Origin of the sequence: Xanthomonas sp. WHRI 10207 (assembly GCF_040202975.1) — a bacterium.
Taxonomy (GTDB): Bacteria; Pseudomonadota; Gammaproteobacteria; order Xanthomonadales; family Xanthomonadaceae; genus Xanthomonas.
In genome coordinates, this window is sequence record NZ_JBEGDX010000003.1 from 881,962 (window position 1) to 898,404 (window position 16,443).

10 protein-coding genes are annotated in these 16,443 nt (G+C 62.3%); 6 read left to right on the forward strand and 4 right to left on the reverse strand.

The window, feature by feature from the left end; all coding sequences use genetic code 11:
- Nucleotides 1-35: 35 nt before the first annotated feature.
- From ABQU90_RS14180 to ABQU90_RS14205, 6 genes are all read left to right on the forward strand, one after another.
- Nucleotides 36-1,310 (forward strand): sugar MFS transporter, encoded by a 1,275-nt coding sequence (locus tag ABQU90_RS14180; RefSeq protein WP_323521582.1) that lies wholly within the window; start codon nucleotides 36-38, stop codon nucleotides 1,308-1,310.
- Nucleotides 1,311-1,350: 40 nt separating this feature from the next.
- A complete protein-coding gene (locus ABQU90_RS14185; RefSeq protein WP_055851407.1) occupies nucleotides 1,351-2,418 on the forward strand; it encodes a LacI family DNA-binding transcriptional regulator in 1,068 nt (355 codons plus the stop codon).
- A gap of 6 nt (nucleotides 2,419-2,424) precedes the next feature.
- On the forward strand, nucleotides 2,425-3,453 hold the full coding sequence (locus tag ABQU90_RS14190; RefSeq protein WP_055850722.1) for an SIS domain-containing protein: 1,029 nt from the start codon (nucleotides 2,425-2,427) through the stop codon (nucleotides 3,451-3,453).
- 2 nt (nucleotides 3,454-3,455) lie between these two features.
- On the forward strand, nucleotides 3,456-4,610 hold the full coding sequence (gene nagA, locus ABQU90_RS14195) for an N-acetylglucosamine-6-phosphate deacetylase (RefSeq protein WP_323521584.1): 1,155 nt from the start codon (nucleotides 3,456-3,458) through the stop codon (nucleotides 4,608-4,610).
- Between the two features lie 324 nt (nucleotides 4,611-4,934).
- Nucleotides 4,935-6,305, forward strand: a complete 1,371-nt coding sequence (locus tag ABQU90_RS14200; protein WP_323521585.1) for a S41 family peptidase — start codon at nucleotides 4,935-4,937, stop codon at nucleotides 6,303-6,305.
- A 903-nt stretch (nucleotides 6,306-7,208) separates the two neighbouring features.
- Nucleotides 7,209-9,785, forward strand: coding sequence for a TonB-dependent receptor (locus tag ABQU90_RS14205; RefSeq protein WP_323521814.1), 2,577 nt, complete (start codon nucleotides 7,209-7,211; stop codon nucleotides 9,783-9,785).
- A gap of 56 nt (nucleotides 9,786-9,841) precedes the next feature.
- Here the strand turns inward: ABQU90_RS14205 and ABQU90_RS14210 are convergent, their stop codons facing one another.
- The 4 genes from ABQU90_RS14210 to ABQU90_RS14225 all read right to left on the reverse strand — a co-directional run bounded on the left by ABQU90_RS14210 (nucleotide 9,842) and on the right by ABQU90_RS14225 (nucleotide 16,210).
- Nucleotides 9,842-11,569, reverse strand: coding sequence for an ABC transporter ATP-binding protein (locus ABQU90_RS14210; RefSeq protein WP_323521587.1), 1,728 nt, complete (start codon nucleotides 11,567-11,569; stop codon nucleotides 9,842-9,844).
- A 152-nt stretch (nucleotides 11,570-11,721) separates the two neighbouring features.
- The gene (locus ABQU90_RS14215) at nucleotides 11,722-14,595 is read right to left on the reverse strand and encodes a type 2 lanthipeptide synthetase LanM family protein (protein WP_323521588.1); all 2,874 of its coding nucleotides are present in this window, start codon (nucleotides 14,593-14,595) and stop codon (nucleotides 11,722-11,724) included.
- A 6-nt stretch (nucleotides 14,596-14,601) separates the two neighbouring features.
- Nucleotides 14,602-14,787 (reverse strand): DUF6229 family protein, encoded by a 186-nt coding sequence (locus ABQU90_RS14220; protein ID WP_055850733.1) that lies wholly within the window; start codon nucleotides 14,785-14,787, stop codon nucleotides 14,602-14,604.
- 154 nt (nucleotides 14,788-14,941) lie between these two features.
- Nucleotides 14,942-16,210, reverse strand: a complete 1,269-nt coding sequence (locus ABQU90_RS14225) for a multifunctional CCA addition/repair protein (protein ID WP_323521590.1) — start codon at nucleotides 16,208-16,210, stop codon at nucleotides 14,942-14,944.
- Nucleotides 16,211-16,443: the final 233 nt, after the last annotated feature.

A 16,443-nucleotide genomic window follows, 5' to 3' on the forward strand; every position in this document is an offset into this window, starting at 1 on the left:
GCATTCCTTACGACAACCTCAGAGCCAGCCGATCCATGACTACCGCCAGGCCCGCAAATCCCGTTGTCTCGATCGCCATCGTCGGCGTGCTGTTTTTCATCATCGGCTTTTTTACCTGGATCAACGGGCCGCTGATCACCTTCGTGCGGCTGGCGTTCGACCTCAACGAGGTCAACGCGTTCCTGGTGCTGATGGTGTTCTACCTGTCGTACTTCTTTCTGGCGCTGCCGTCGTCGTGGATTCTCAAGCGCACCGGCATGAAGAAAGGCCTGGCCTTGAGCCTGGTGGTGATGGCGGTGGGCGCGGCCGCATTCGGCCAGTTCGCCACGCAGCGCTGGTATCCGGGCGCATTGGGCGGGCTGTTCGTGATCGGTAGCGGCCTGGCCTTGCTGCAGACTGCGATCAACCCATACATCAGCATCCTGGGGCCGATCGAAAGCGCCGCACGCCGCATCGCGCTGATGGGCATCTGCAACAAGATCGCCGGCATCCTGGCGCCGATCCTGATCGGCTCGCTGGTGCTGCACGGGATCGGCGATCTGTCCGCACAGGTGGCCAGCGCCGATGCCGCGACCAAGGAGACCTTGCTCACTGCGTTTGCCGCCAAGATCCACGCACCGTATCTGGTGATGTCCGGCGTGCTGTTGGTGCTGGCCATCGGCGTGCTGTTCTCGCCGTTGCCGGAGCTCAAGGCCTCCGAAGCCAACGCAACGCCCGGCGCTGCCGGCGTGCAGAAATCCAGCATCTTCCAGTTCCCGCATCTGTGGCTGGGCGTACTGTGCCTGTTCGTCTATGTGGGCGTGGAAGTGATGGCCGGCGATGCCATCGGCACCTACGGGCATGGCTTCAACCTGCCGCTGGACAGCACCAAGCTGTTCACCTCCTACACGCTGGGCGCGATGCTGCTGGGCTACATCGCCGGCCTGGTGTTGATCCCGGCGGTCATTTCGCAGGCGCGTTACCTGAGCATCTCGGCGGTGCTGGGCGTGGTGTTCTCACTGGGTGCGTTGTTCACCCATGGCTACGTGTCGGTGGCCTTCGTGGCCGCACTTGGATTTGCCAACGCCATGATGTGGCCGGCGATCTTTCCGCTGGCCATTCGCGGGCTCGGCCGCTTTACCGAGATCGGCTCGGCGCTGCTGGTGATGGGCATTGCCGGCGGCGCGATCATTCCGCAGCTGTTCGCCATTCTCAAGCAGCATTACGACTTCCAGGTCGTGTTCGCTGCGCTGATGGTGCCGTGCTATCTGTACATCCTGTTTTATTCGCTGCGCGGTCATCGCGTGGGCCTGCCGGCCCATGCCAAGTGAGCGACGCGGCATGATGCGTTCCGACGAACAAGGCACTTCCATGCGCAGGCCCACTATCAAAGACGTCGCCGAGCGCGCCAAGGTCTCGTTGAAGACCGTGTCGCGGGTGATCAACAACGAGCCCTCGGTAATGCAGGCCACGCGTGCGCGCGTGCTGCGCGCCATCGCCGATCTCGATTACGAACCCGATCCGTCCGCACGCAATCTGCGTAGCGGCACGCCATTCGTGATCGGGCTGGTCTACGACAACCCCAACCCGTATCACATCATCGGCATCCAGAACGGCGTGCTGGCCGCCTGCCGCGAAACCGGCTTTGGCCTGCAGATCCATCCCTGCGATTCCACTTCGCCGTTGCTGGCCGAAGAACTGGCCGAATGGGTGCAGCGCTCGCGTCTTGCCGGGGTGGTGTTGACCGCGCCGATGTCCGAACGCCCCGAACTGCTCGCCGGCCTGGCCGCGCGCGGCATCAAGAGCGTGCGCATCATCGCCTCCACCGAAGATCCCGGCGACGGCCCGTGCGTGTATATCGACGACCGCGATGCCGCTTATGAAATCACCGAGCATCTGATCCAGCTCGGTCATCAACGCATCGGTTTCTTGTGGGGCGGCCCGCAGCATCGCTCCAGCGGCGAGCGCTACGCCGGCTACGAAGCGGCGTTGAAGGACTACGGCATTCCGCTGGACAAGCATCTGGTGATTCCCGGCGATTACACCTTCGACGATGGCTTCCGTGGTGCGCGCCGGTTGCTGTCGCTGCGCGAGCCGCCCACTGCGATCTTCGGCAGCAACGACGAAATCGCCGCCGGCGTGCTGGCCGCGGCCAAGTCCACCGGCATGAATGTGCCGTATCAGTTGTCGATCGCCGGCTTCGAAGACAGCCCGTTTTCGCGGCAGTCCTGGCCTGCGTTGACCACCGCAAAGCAGGCCACCGAAGACATCGCGCGGCACGCCGCACGTTTGTTGATCAGCCAGCTGCGCAGCGATGCCTACGACGACCAGCCGGCGCAATTGCAGAACCGCGGCTTCGTACCACAGCTGGTGGTGCGCGGTTCCACCGCACCGGCGCAGACACCGGCCGCCAAATCCCTTCCCCCCGAATCCGCCTGAGTACCGATGACTCTCCCCCAGGAAACCGACACCTTGATGTTCCGCGAGGCGGCGCAAACCGCCGACGTGGTCGCCGCACAGTTCGCGCGTAACGCCGACACCATCGCTGCGCTTGCGCAGTCGTTGCGCGACAACCCGCCGCCGTTCGTGGTGACCTGCGCGCGCGGTAGCTCCGATCACGCCGCGACATATGCCAAGTATCTGTTCGAGACGCAGCTGGGCATCGTCACTGCCTCGGCATCGCCATCGGTGGGCTCGGTGTACGCCGCGCCGCTGCAACTGCGTGGCGCGCTGTATATCGTGATTTCGCAATCGGGCAAAAGCCCCGACCTGCTGCGCAATGCCGAAGCCGCCAAGGCCGCCGGTGCGCGCGTGGTCGCTCTGGTCAATGTGGAAGATTCGCCGCTGGCGCAGCTGGCCGATGTGGTGATTCCGCTCGGTGCCGGCCCAGAAAAAAGCGTCGCCGCCACCAAAAGCTACCTCGCCTCGCTCGCTGCAGTGCTGCACCTGGGCGCAGTGTGGAAGAACGACCCGGCCCTGCTTGCCGCAGTGGACGCGTTGCCGCAACAACTGCGCAGCGCCTGGCAGGCGGACTGGTCTGCACTGACCACCGGTTTGACGCCTGCACATAATCTGTTCGTGCTCGGTCGCGGCCTGGGCTTGGGCGCGGCACAGGAAGCGGCATTGAAGTTCAAGGAAACCTGCGGCCTGCATGCCGAAGCCTATAGCTCGGCCGAGGTCAAACACGGGCCGATGGCCTTGGTCGGCCCGGGCTTTCCGGTGCTGGTCTTCGCGCAGCCCGACGAAACCGGCGCCGGCACGCGTGCACTGGCCGAAGAATTCCGTGCGCGTGGCGCGCAGGTGTGGCTGGCTGCGCCCGATGGCGATCTGCCGCTTGCCGATGCCGCGCACCCGGCGTGCGCGCCGCTGCTGACCGTGCAGAGCTTCTATCGCGCCATCAATGCGCTGGCGCTGCAGCGTGGCCACAATCCTGATTTACCGCCGCATTTGAACAAGGTTACGGAAACCGTTTGAACATGGATGCTTCCCGCACTCAGGCATTGTGCAACGCACGCGTACTCACCGATGACGGCCTGCAAGAGGGTCTGGTCGTACTGCTGGACGGTGCGCTGATCCAGGCGGTCGTGCCGGCCGACGACGTGCGCGTTGCACAGGCGCACACGCGCGTGGAGTTGGGCGGCGCCACCTTGTTGCCGGGCTTCATCGACATCCAGGTCAATGGCGGCGGCGGGGTGTTGTTCAACAACGCACGCGACCCGCAGGCACTGGCCACGATTGCCGCGGCGCATCGCCGCTTCGGCACCACCGGCATGCTGCCGACGCTGATCAGCGATACCGCGCAGGTGATGGCCGAAGCGATTGACGCCACCCGCGCGGCCATCGCACAAGGCGTGCCCGGCGTGCTCGGCATCCATCTGGAAGGCCCCTACCTGAGCCCCGCGCGCAAGGGTACCCACGACGCGCACAAGTTTCGTTTGCCGGACGCGCACGAAATTGCCGTCGACACCTCTCTGGACAATGGCGTCACCCTGATCACGCTCGCGCCCGAGCGCGTGCCGCTGGATGACATCCGCGCGTTCGTGGCCGGTGGTGCGATCGTATTCGCCGGCCACACTGCGGCCACTTACGAGCAGGCGCGCGATGGCATTGCTGCCGGCGTGAGCGGCTTTACGCACGTCTACAACGCCATGTCGCAACTGGCCGGTCGCGAGCCCAACGCCGTCGGTGCCGCACTGGAAGACCCGCAGGTGTGGTGCGGCGTCATCGTCGATGGCGTGCACGTGCACCCGGCCAGCCTGCGCGTGGTGCTGGCAGCCAAACCGCGTGGCAAGGTGCTGCTGGTCACCGACGCCATGCCGATGGTCGGCGCCGACAGCCCCAGCTTCGATCTGTACGGCGAAACCATCACCGCCGTGGATGGCGTGGTGCGCAACGCCGACGGCGCACTCGCCGGCTCCGCCCTGGACATGGCCACCGCGGTGCGCAACAGCGTGCAGTGGCTGGGCGTGGATCTGGCCGAAGCCGCACGTATGGCCTCCACTTACCCCGCGCAATGCATCGGCCTGGGCGACCGCCTGGGACGCATCGCACCCGGCTACCAGGCCGACCTGGTGCTGGTGGATACGAACGTGCAAGTGCTGGGCACCTGGGTTGGCGGGCAGCGCGACTGAGGGCGTCAGCACATTTGGTGCGGCGTGCTATGAGGTAAGTGCAGCCGATGGGATCGCAGATGGCCGCGACGTGTCACTTATCCGGCTGCAATGCCGAGGTTTGCAGCGGCATGCTTGTCGCAAGCATCGCGTGGACCAGTCGCTCTCGTGACAGTTAGGTTGTGATCCCTTCCATGCGGCCAGTCCGGAACGTCTGGTTGTAGCTCCGCCTTTGGCGGCGCAGCAGATGCGTCATCGTCGCCGATGCGGACGTGGCACTGCGGTGTGAGCGGGCAAGGGGCCGCTGCTAGACTCGCGGCTGACTCAGGGACTACGGTGTTGCCGATGAGAAACGCATGGAAGCGGTGGTGGTTGGCGGTTTGTTTGCTGTTCGTCGCGCACCCAGCTGCAGCTGCAGCGGCAGCCAGTTGGCAACTGGTCGCCGGCGGGGCGGATTATCAGCTGGATGCGGCCCACGGGGATGTGCAGACGCCCGAGGGCGCACGGCTACGTCTGACCGCTGGCGCCAAGCGCACGGCTGCGTTTGGTGCAGTCGCTGTGCAACTTGATGCCGTCCCGCTGCGTGGTCAGTCGCTGGCGCTGGACGGCCTTCTCCACGCCTCCCGAGCGATGCAGGGTGCAAACCTGTGGATGCGCGCAGTCGATGCGCAGGGCAAGGTCCTGGCATTTGAAACCTCGCAGGCTGATCGGGTGAGTGGCAGTGCTCAGGCACACCGTCGCATTGCGATGCAGATTCCCTCTGAAGCAAGTCGATTGGCAGTCGGCGTGGTGCTGGAAGGGGATGGTGCGGTCGAGGTGACCGGCTTGCGGCTGATGGCGCAAGCCACCGTTGATGCCGCATCGGCGTCCGCGATTTTCGATATCGCCATCCCGGCCATCCGTGACCACGCATTGCAGCGCACCCGGATCGACTGGGCCACCCGCGAGCCACAGCTGCGCGCACAGGCCGCAAGCATGCGCGAAGCTGACGCGTATGCCGCCATTGACGCGCTGATCGCCGAGCTCGCTGACGGCCACAGCTTCCTGATACGCCCCACCGCGCTGCGCCAGATGGAGGCGCGCGCCGCCGAGCGACCCGCAGTGCAGGCACGCTTGCTGCAGCCGGATGTGGGCTATGTTGAGGTGACCGGCCTGATGACCTCGTCCAGTGATGTCAGGGGCGCCTATCAACGCGCCCTTGCCGCCGCGCTGGATAGCAAGGCATCGCAGGCGCGCTGCGGATGGATCGTGGATCTGCGACAGAACACCGGCGGCACGATGTGGCCGATGGTCAACGGGCTGCAACCGTTGCTGGGTGACCAGTTGCTCGGGTACTTCGTCGACTCAACGGGCAGGCAGACACCCTGGCATGCGCGGCCAGCTGCCGGTGCGCATGCGTCGCAAACCGAGCGCGCGGTGGCCGTCCTGATCGGGCCACACACGGCAAGCTCGGGCGAGATGGTCGCCATCGCGATGCGTGGCCGCCCGGCAACGCGCAGTTTCGGCCAGCCGAGTGCGGGGCAGACCACCAGCAATCGCGCGGTCGATCTGCCCGGTGGTGGCGTGCTTGCCATTGCCAGCAGTGCCACGCAAGACCGCAATGCACGGCAACTGGACGGCGCACTGCATCCGGATGTCGTGCTTGCGCTGCAGGACGATGCCATCGACGCGGCGGCGCAGTGGTTGCGCACCCAGCGATGCGTAGAGCTTGAGTGAGACACGCAACGCGTCGTTTTTGATCGCGTTGCTATGTTCTATACGAAGTATGGCGTGCGGGCAGGGATGACACCTTCTGGCCACAGTGCGGCTAACGAAGCCGATGCCGTATTGGAGTGGGCGTGTCGTCATGTCGCAGAGATCGCTCTTCCCATCGCGCAACACCGTGCCTGCGCGCGAGCACAGATCACGTGCGTTGCATCAGTAACGATGCGCTTACTTCAACTGCACCAACGCAGCACTCTGCATTGCATCATTTCGTTGCGCAGCCTTTTAGCGTCGGCTCGCGGGCGCATTGGTCTGCATCGGTTGATGCCCAGACTGCGATAGCGATCACGCTGTCATTCCGTAATCGGCAGCAGAAATAGCGCATTCCGCACAAAACCAAGCAATTCTGATGTCGGGTTGACAGTGCAACTTGCGGAAGGCACCTTCGCTGATAACGTTGTCAGCGAACAGGAGCCTGTTTCACTCGATCACATCACTGTGGCCAGCCGTGCATCGGCCTGGCCTTTCGATCCGTGCGCTGTATCGAGCCGCGCGGATCGCCGCTCGCGATCCGGCACAGGGGACGGACCGCAGCATGGCGCGCGCAGCGCGCTTTAGTGCAACCCATCGGTTGCGACCTGACGTATCTGCCACGAGGTCAATGTAATGCTGTTTCCCCGTCTGTTCCCGGTGTCTGTTTCCGCAACAAGCCAACCCGCCGCGCAGCCAATCCACGTGCGCCATCATCTCTGCGCAGCGTCGCAGGCCCCTTCCAACTCGCGTTTTTTGAAAGCTGTTGAAGCCAATTCAGCGCAGTCGCGTAGCGCTTCCTTGAGTACTGCTGCAGCCAGGCATTGGCCGCAACGCGCGCGATTGAGCGCGGCGGTGCGCGGCTTGCTGATTGGTGGCGCCGCAATGAGCGGTGTACTGGCGCTTCCCGCTTCTGCGCAGCAACAATCCGAACCTGCGCCCGCACAACAACAGCCCGTCGCTGCGCCATCGCAAGAACAGGCGCCAGCCAACCCGTCGGTCTCCACCCTGGACGAAATCAAGGTGGTGGGTTACCAGGCCAGCCTGGGCAAGGCGCTCAACGTCAAGCGCAATGCCGATGCGATCGTCGATGCGATCAGCGCAGAAGACATCGGCAAGTTCCCGGACACCAACGTCGCCGAGTCGCTGTCGCGGTTGTCTGGCATCACCGTGGACCGCCAGTTCGGCGAAGGCGAAAAGGTCAGCATCCTTGGTACCGACCCGGCACTTAATCGCGTGTTGCTCAATGGCCAGACTATTGCATCGACAAGCTGGGGCGGCGACCCCAACGACCCGGACAGCCGCTCGTTCAACTACAGCACGCTGGCGCCAGAAGTTGTGGGGCTGATGGAGGTCTACAAGACGCCGGAAGCGCGCATCGATGAAGGGTCCATTGGCGGCACGGTGATCGTGCATACGCGCAAACCGCTGGATCTGGAGCGCAATACGCTGACCGGCACGGTGAGCTACGGCTACAACGACCGGTCCGAGGAAGGCAAGCCCAACGCATCGGCGCTGTACAGCTGGAAGAACCAGGACGAAACTCTGGGTGTGCTCACCTCGGTGATGCATTCCCAGCGCGTGCTGCGCCGCGATGGTGTGGAAATCTTCGGTTACGACAACGTGGCCGGCGCGGCGTTTCCGCCTGCAGTGGTTGGCAACAACACCGGCGTGTTCCCCACCTCGATCAACACTGCGTTGTTTCAGCAGACGCGCAAACGCGATGGCATCAGTGCAGCGCTGCAGTGGAAGCCCGACGCCGACTTCGAGCTCAATCTGACCGGTCTGTACGTCAAGGAAAGTTTCGACAACTACAACCAGAGCCGTTACGGCTATTGGGGTTCCAATCCTGGCGACGCGCAGGCATTGGGCTTCGAAAACGGCGTGGCCACCTCGGGTACCTTCGGCGATCAGTCCACCACGTTCCTCGACGGTTATCTGCGTAACAGCGACGTCACCACCGGCAGCATCCACTTGCGTGCCGACTGGCATGGCGATGGCTGGAATGCATCGAGCCAGGTCGGTTACACCAGCTCGCAAGGCGGTGCCGAGCGCATCTACGGCATCCAGTTCCGCAATCTTGCCGGCTACAGCTACAACATCGACGGGCGCCGCACCGTGATGGACTACAGCACCGATCCCACCAACGCAGCGGCGATGCAGCTCAATAACGCCTCGGCCAGCCATAGCCCGCAGTACGACAAAGAGCGTTACCTGCAGCTGGACTTCGACCATGCGGTGGAGTGGGGCCCGTTTACGCAGATCATGACCGGCATCAAGCTCACCAATCATGCTACCGGGCAATCGTCGTACAGCCGCACCTGGGCCCCGAACGACGGCAGCACACTGGCGGATTTCTCGCCGGGCACCACGCCGTCCGGCTATCTGGGCGGGTTATCGACCAGCGCCGACATGCAGCGCTGGTCCACCATCAATCGCGGTGCCATCGGTCAGTACATCGGTGGCCTGGAGGGCGATGACGGTTTGCCGATCAGCTACGCCGGCAACTACAGCATCGAAGAACAGAATCGCGCCTGGTTCCTGCAGGCCAACTTCTCCGGCGAGCGCTATCGCGGCAACATCGGCGTGCGCTACGTGCATACGCGCGATTCCACCGATGGTTTCAGCTATGCGCCGGGCGGCAGCTACACGCCGGTGAACTTTCTCAGCAGTTACGGCAAGTGGTTGCCGGCCTTCAATATCGCCTACGACCTACGCGATGATTTGATGCTGCGCTTTGCCGCCTCCAAGGTCATCGCGCGGCCGCGCTACACCAACATGACCCCATACGTTGCCACCGACGACACCACGTTGACCGCGTCGACCGGCAACCCTGGGTTGAGTCCTTACGAGTCGACCAATCTCGGTGCGTCGGTGGAGTGGTACTTCTCCGACAGCAGCCTGCTCAGCGGCGAGTTCTTCTCGCGCGATATCTCCAACTACATTCTGACCACGGTGCAGGACCGCGTGTTCTTCAATAACACCACCGGTGGGTCGGGTACGTATCAGACCTCGGTGCCGACCAACGCCGGCGACGCCAAAGTGCAAGGCGTGGCGCTCAATCTGCAGCACAACTTCGGCAACGGTTTCGGTCTGGTCGCCAACTACACGTACTCCGATTCCAACACCGACGGCGATTACAGCCTGCCGTACAACTCGCGCAACGCCTACAACATCAGCCCGTACTACGAGCAGGGCAAGTGGAGTGCGCGCGTCAATCTGGGCTGGCGCTCGGAGTACTTCACCCAGATCGGTCGCCTCAACGGTCAGCAGATGACCGATGCGTTTACCCAGGTGGATGCCTCGTTCGGCTACCAGGCCACCGAGCGGCTGCGCGTGGCGCTGGAAGCCACCAACCTGCTGGACGAAACCTACTTCAGCTACATCGGCAACAAGAACCAGCCGTACTACATCTACAAAAACGGCCGCTCCTTCATGCTGAGCCTGAATTTCAAGATGTAAGCGTTACCGCCGGAGCGGTTGCTGGAGCGCCGCCGCTTCGTTCGGTGTCGGCGCTTTCAGCCATTGGTGCCGTTATGTTGTGTCTGCAGACGATAGAGCTCTGCATAGGCGCGGCCGTAGTGCATCAGTTCCGTGTGAGTGCCCTGCTCGATTAATTGGCCTTCTTTCAGGAAGAAGATCCGGTCCGCTTCACGCACGCTGGCCAGACGATGGGTAATAAGCACCACGGTGCGCCCGCGGCCAAGTTCGCGCAAAGACTGAAAGACGACATGTTCGGCCTTTGCATCAAGAGGTGCAGTGGGTTCGTCCCAGATCACCAGGGGCGCATCGCGAAAAATGCCGCGCGCTACTGCAAGTCTCTGCCATTGACCACTTGATAGATCATGGCCACCAATGAACTCACGCGACAAAAGGCAGTTCCAGCCGCCGGGCAATTCCCCTATCACGTCAATTGCTTGAGCGCGTGCGGCTGCCCGATGCAGGTCTTCATCCATGGGGTCGTGACGTGAAGGCTGGCCTAGGCGGACGTTTTCGCGAACGGTGCCTGGCCAGCGCAGTGGATGCTGCGGGACGATACTTACCCGTTCGCGTAACGCATCTATCTGAAGTTGGTGGAGTTCGAAGCCATCCCAGCGGATCGTGCCGCTGGTTGGTCTATAGAGTCCTGCGATCAACTTGGCCAAAGTAGTTTTTCCTGAGCCATTTTCGCCAACCAATGCAACCGTCTGTCCTGCTTGAATACACAACGAGATGTCGTTCAGTGCAACACGTTCACTCATTCCAGGATAGCGGAATCCGACATCCTCCAGCACGATCTCATTCGGTTGTAGGGCGGGTATCACGCTGCCACCAATGGTGTGGTGTGCCATCGCCAATGCAAGAAAGTCGTGATAATCGTCTACATAGAGCGCGCGTTCCGAGATCTCGTGCAGCATGCGCAGGCACTGAGCGAATGCACTGGTTGTGACCTGGATGGCGACGACGGCAGTGCCGGCTAACGCCAGATTCAACCAGCCAGCATGCAGCATGGCGGCGAGGCAACCGAAGGTGAGTAGCAATCCAACTACCGATAGCAGGCGGCCCCGCAATAGCATTCGTGCTTCCAGGGTTGCCTGGGTAGTCAAATGCTCTTGTAACGGAATCGCACTGCGCCGATGTTGATCCAGGACATAGCCCTGTGCCTGGCATGCGCGAATCTCCGCCGCTGCATCGCGCGATGTGGCAAGCTCGGAGATGATCCGCGCATGCCTGGTCAGCGCGATCGTCTTGTCCATTCCTGAATAGTGCAGCCTTGCCGCGGCAAGCGCGGCCCATCCCTCCGGGATGAAGGCCATCGACATGGCGAGAAGCAGCAGCGGATGCAGCCACAGCAAGGCGAGCGAGGCGGCGACAACCGACAGTAGCGCCGACAACGCTTCCGACAAGCAGACGGTCACACGCTCGATATGCAGCGCGCCGCGGTCGCGCGCGCGTTGCATACGATCGAAAAAATGAGGATCGTCGAATGCGGCCAGATCAATAGACAGGCTTGCAGCCAGAATCTGGTCGTCAGCCAGGTGCCGTACCTTGGGCACCAACTGCGCTTGTGCGGACAGACTGGCGGCGTGTGCACCGACTTTTAGCAAATGCGCGAGCAGCAATAAGGCACCGACAGGCAGGAGCTGCGCACCCCAATCTGCTGCAGAAACGCCAGAGAGCAGTACCGTCAACACCTGTCTGAGCAGTAGCAATCCCCATACCGAAGCTGCTGCCGACAACAGCTGGCTGGCGACAAGCAGACGCATGGCAGTTGGCGCAGCTTGGCGAGCGATACCAACGACGGGTCCGATCGCTCTGGTGAGTCGCACTAGGATCGCTCCCAAGTCCTGGGAGGAAGCGTCATCTGCGATACGCCAGTAGGGGCTCTGAATCTGTCCGGGATCGTGTGCCATAGACGTTAAATCCCCAGTCCTCCCTGTAGCAGAATCGATGGCACGCGATGCTGCGGATGCGCCCTGAGCAACTGATAGGCGATTCCACCCAGGCCAGGCATCAAGCCGGGGGATAGGGTGTCGCGAAGTAGTCCGCAGCATGCGCCATGTTCTTCAATACTGGTCAGCACGCTGCCCAGTAACTCGGTCGCCATTTTGCAGTGTTTCGCCGGTTGCAGACGCGCGGCTGTATCGAATAATTCCCATGCGCCAAGATCACCGTGGCAGGCGCAGTGATTCCATCCCAGCCCTTGGCGGCGTGTTGCGTCAGTGGCGATGCGCAGGACTTCGCGGGTCCGCGTATGTGTCAACTGTGGATCAAGGTCTGCGTGTGCAAGGCCGATTCCTACCGCACCGTGACACCACGCAGCGGCGGTTGGATTTCCCGCAAGCATACGTAGATCGCGCCAGTTGCGATGCGCATGGTCGTAGAGGCCATCCTCGAAGGCGAACGCCGCCTGCGCGCATTCGGTATACAGCTGGCACCCGGTGGCTCGTGCAAGCTTGGTCAGCGCCCAGCCGATTCCTGTTACACCATGGGCGAAGCCGCCGACACCTTCGGGCCAACGGGTGTGGACCCAGTGCATGGCTTCACCATCGCGCGTTCCCGCTTCGCATATTCGGTTGCCGAGCAATACGGCCGTTTCAAGATGACGCTGGTCTTGGGTATGTCTGGCCAACGCAAGCATTGGAACGATCGCACCGGCGCAGCCGGTCAGGATATCGAAGACCTGGTCGGCCTGTGCTGCATCCGGAAGCTCCTGCGCAAGCGCTATCGCATGGTCCAGGGCCGCTTCGATACCGAAATCCAAAAGCACTAGATATGCCCAAAGCTGCGACCCCAGTCCGATGTAGCCGCCAGGCGGCAGTGGGCGGAAGCGGATTCCATCGCGCATGAGCCGGCTCCGTTTTGCATCACCCATAATCATCGTGGTGATGCACGCTTGCAGGCAGTGCTCGATGCCATCGACCGGATCGGCACGGCCTTCGGCAGATTCCCTGCGGTAGGCCGCGAGCAACATCGCCATGCCGGCAATACCGTTGTAAACGTCTGGTCCGAGCGGCTGCACCGACCAGCCGTTGGCTGCCAGTACCGGTGCCAGCCATGCAATGCTGCCGTCCTTGCCGATGACCGCATTTCCGACCAGTTGACGCATGAGCACGCAGAGTTGCTGCCGCCGCCTTTGCTCGGCGTCTTCCTGTTGAGGTACCGCGGGCAATAACGAGCGGTCTTCCGGCATCCAACCATCGTTGACGAATGCACTGATGAGCGACGCCTGGATCACTTCACGCTCAAGTGCGATGTCGGCATTGCGCCAATCGGCCAGTGCGTTGGCGATCAGGTTATCAGCGATCTTCCAGCGGGTATTTCCTGGGCCTGCTAGGCAGCCATCGTCGGTAGTCGCGGAGAAGTACGGGATGTCACCGCTTAGCAGATCGTCGATCTCGGCGTTGAGGACATCTGAATCCTTGGGCACAGATCCCACATTTTCGGCCATGCGCAGCATCAATGAATAGGCACGCTGGCGTGCCTGCTCGGGATTATGCAGCGACACTGGATGCCAAAGCATGCGGCCGATTTCTGCATAGGTTTCGGTCGGCCGCGCGACGAAGCGAACGACGCAGCCCGCGAATCCTTCCAAATGCGGTCCTAATGCAGCACGGGTATCCATTTCTTGAAGTAGCTGCGTCATTTCACCAAAGCCAGCCAACACGTCCGGCCAATAGCGTGCAAGCTCAGGGCGCGCATTCGGGAGATTCTGTGTCTCAAGCGTTCCGTGTGTCTCGCCAAGCCCGATGCGTGCCTTGTCCGTGCCTGCATCGATCATTTCAGGTCGTGCTATCTCTGGCTGTTGGCCGGGTATTGAGCCCAGTGCAGAATGATCCGCACCACGCCATCCAAGCCCGGTGGCGCGGCTAGGCAGCATCCCGATGTTGGCAGCGGTGCCTGCGATGGTGGCGGCAACACGATCCGCCGCTTCGCCAAGACCTGACGCAGGGGCAGGCAGACGCGGTGTAAAAAGTGTCTCGCAGTCGATGATGGTCGGTGCGGACCCATGTGCGATGAGGTTGCCTGCGTGCAGATCGGTGCCTGCAAGTAACCGCATGACCGCCAGCCAGTGGCCGCTGGCGCGATAGAAATCCCGCTGCGCGGAAGGTGTGTCTGCTTGCCGATGAGTGACGAATTCCACCCAGCCGTAGTGACCGCAATCGATGGCGTGGGGTACGTGCATGTTGTTTGCAATTTTCTCGCCTAGCGCTTGGACAAATTGTGCAAGTGCCAAATCGATTGCGACCGACCTAGGTTTGTAGACTAGGGGACCACCAGTGCAACGTACCAGCACCACGCTCTGCCCACCGCAATGGCTGTCGCCCGCTCCGAAAGTGACTTCTAGCAGCAAACCGCCAGTGGCATGCAGTAGGGGCGGCAACAGATGCCGGTCGTTGCACCATCGGTTCGCAAACATGAGCGCTGCGGCGCAGCGATGTGAAACTAAAGTATCGACGCGTTCTGCCAGCCCGGGATAATGCGGGGCCAATGACTGCCAGTAATCCGGCTTGCAAGTCAGTTGCTGGAATGCGGTCCAACGCTCTTCAGCGCTATCGCCATCGAGTCGGGCATTCACCCGGGCGGCATTCAGTTCCAGCAACAACAGACGGGTTAGTTTGCCGTGGAGTACCGCCAACAGTGCTTGACGCGTTGCAGTGAGGATGGCCTCGCGTTCCACCTGTTGAAGTGCAACAACCTGGGTGAGCTGGACTGCCAGTTTCTCTAGGGGTGACGAAATCAGGCAATCCAGCGACGTGCCAAAGTCACCGCCTTGCTGGCCGGAGACCATGCCGCCTCAACAGCACTGGAAGGTGGCTGACCCTGTACAAATCGTACCGCACTGTTCGGTGACCGCGGCTGCCTCGCACACGATGTCGGCCTCCGCATAGGCACCGCTGACGAACAACGGACCGGCGGGATTGTCATCGCCGGCATGATTACGCCAATAGTCCACCAGATTGTTCCCAGTCTCTTCGCTCATGAGCAGATCCTTTGTCTTGAAGTGAGATGCGACATTTACGGTACGGCAAACATGAAATTTCGGCACGAATACTAGATGTATTGATCCTTGAGTAATTGCGTGCAGATGCTGCCGCTTTCCGATGCTATCCGTGAGAAGGTTTGAAAACTGATACTTACGTCTGAAAATAGCCGCCATGATTGGCGGATTCGCCTCGGCCAGATACACGCGCCTGTGCAATCGCCGCAATGCGCGCCTTCATCAGGGCCTCGCCGACTTGCGGGCCTTGCAAGCCTTCCGCGGCCAGGTCGCGTGCGTTGATCGCCAGGGCGGCGGCGTGCAGGCGTTGGAGTTCGGCGCCTTGCGGGTATGCGGCGTCTTCGCTGCCCAGCCTGCCGCGCTTGTCGGCCTCGCAGACCAGCGCCAGTTGCGCGATGCGCTCCGGTCGACGAAATGCATCACAGCGCACCAGCAGCTCGTGCAGCGTGCGGTCGCGCAGTTCCGCCAGACGATGCACGTTGAGGTGCTCGCGGCAGGCGATGACGGCGAGCTGGCGATAGTCTTGCGGCACCTTGAGCCGTTCGCACAGGGCCTGCAGCGGCGCAACGCCGCGCTGTTCGTGCATCACATGGCGCGGCCATTCGTCCGGCGGTGTCAGCGCCTTGCCCAGGTCGTGGGTCAACGCGGCAAAGCCGATCAGCGCGTCGCCATGTGCCAGCCGCGCAGCCATGTCGCTGACCATTTCCTGATGGATGCCGGTATCCACTTCCGGATGAAATTCGGCACGTTGAGGGACGCCATACAGCGCATCGATTTCCGGCAGGATGACGCGCAGGGCATCGGTGTCGTGCAACGTGCGCAAAAACGCAGAGGGCTGCGCGCACGTCAGCGCGCGGCGCAGTTCCTGCCACACACGTTCGGGCACCAGGCTGTCCAGCTCTCCGCTGGCCGCCATCTCGCGCATCAGTGCGGCAGTGTCCGGTGCGATGCTGAACCCCAGTGGTGCCAGCCGTGCCATGAAGCGCGCCGCGCGCAAGACGCGCACGGGGTCTTCGACAAAGGCCGGGCCTACGTGGCGCAGCACGCGCGCTTGCAGATCGCGGGCACCGCCGTACGGGTCGACCAATGTGCCAGTGTCTTCGTCGCGCGCCATCGCGTTGATGGTGAAGTCGCGGCGCAGCAGATCTTCTTCCAGCGTCACCGACGGATCGGCATCCACCACGAACCCGCGGTAGCCACGCCCGGATTTGCGCTCGGTGCGGGCCAATGCATATTCCTCGCCGCTGCGTGGATGCAGAAATACCGGGAAGTCCTTTCCCACCGGTTTGAAACCCTGTGCCTGCATCTGCGCCTGGTCGGCGCCAACCACCACCCAGTCGCGGTCGCCGGCGGGTTGGCCAAGCAAGGCATCGCGGACTGCGCCGCCAACGAGATAGATCTTCATCGCTCCATGATGCCCGATGCGGTGCTTGCGTCGAAACAACTTGCGGCGTGCGCTGTCGCGTTTTGCTTGGGTGTGGTGCCTGGTGGGGTTGTTATCGCGTAGATCCTGGCGTCTGCAAGCGATTGCTGCGGATGGATGATGCGCAAGGCGTCTGGTCTGCGGGTTCGCTGCAGGGCCCTTGCCCGCCCACCATCGCGGGACACGCTGCAAGTACGTCCATGTAAGCTCTTTGG

Bases quoted from the DNA above. Each gene is read 5' to 3' on its own strand.
- ABQU90_RS14225 (WP_323521590.1), bottom strand. From the start codon at position 16,210: ATGAAGATCTATCTCGTTGGCGGCGCAGTCCGCGATGCCTTGCTTGGC.
- ABQU90_RS14200 (WP_323521585.1), top strand. From the start codon at position 4,935: ATGAGAAACGCATGGAAGCGGTGGTGGTTGGCGGTTTGTTTGCTGTTC.
- ABQU90_RS14210 (WP_323521587.1), bottom strand. From the start codon at position 11,569: ATGCGTCTGCTTGTCGCCAGCCAGCTGTTGTCGGCAGCAGCTTCGGTA.
- ABQU90_RS14190 (WP_055850722.1), top strand. From the start codon at position 2,425: ATGACTCTCCCCCAGGAAACCGACACCTTGATGTTCCGCGAGGCGGCG.
- ABQU90_RS14205 (WP_323521814.1), top strand. From the start codon at position 7,209: ATGAGCGGTGTACTGGCGCTTCCCGCTTCTGCGCAGCAACAATCCGAA.
- ABQU90_RS14185 (WP_055851407.1), top strand. From the start codon at position 1,351: ATGCGCAGGCCCACTATCAAAGACGTCGCCGAGCGCGCCAAGGTCTCG.
- ABQU90_RS14215 (WP_323521588.1), bottom strand. From the start codon at position 14,595: ATGGTCTCCGGCCAGCAAGGCGGTGACTTTGGCACGTCGCTGGATTGC.
- ABQU90_RS14180 (WP_323521582.1), top strand. From the start codon at position 36: ATGACTACCGCCAGGCCCGCAAATCCCGTTGTCTCGATCGCCATCGTC.
- ABQU90_RS14220 (WP_055850733.1), bottom strand. From the start codon at position 14,787: ATGAGCGAAGAGACTGGGAACAATCTGGTGGACTATTGGCGTAATCAT.
- nagA (WP_323521584.1), top strand. From the start codon at position 3,456: ATGGATGCTTCCCGCACTCAGGCATTGTGCAACGCACGCGTACTCACC.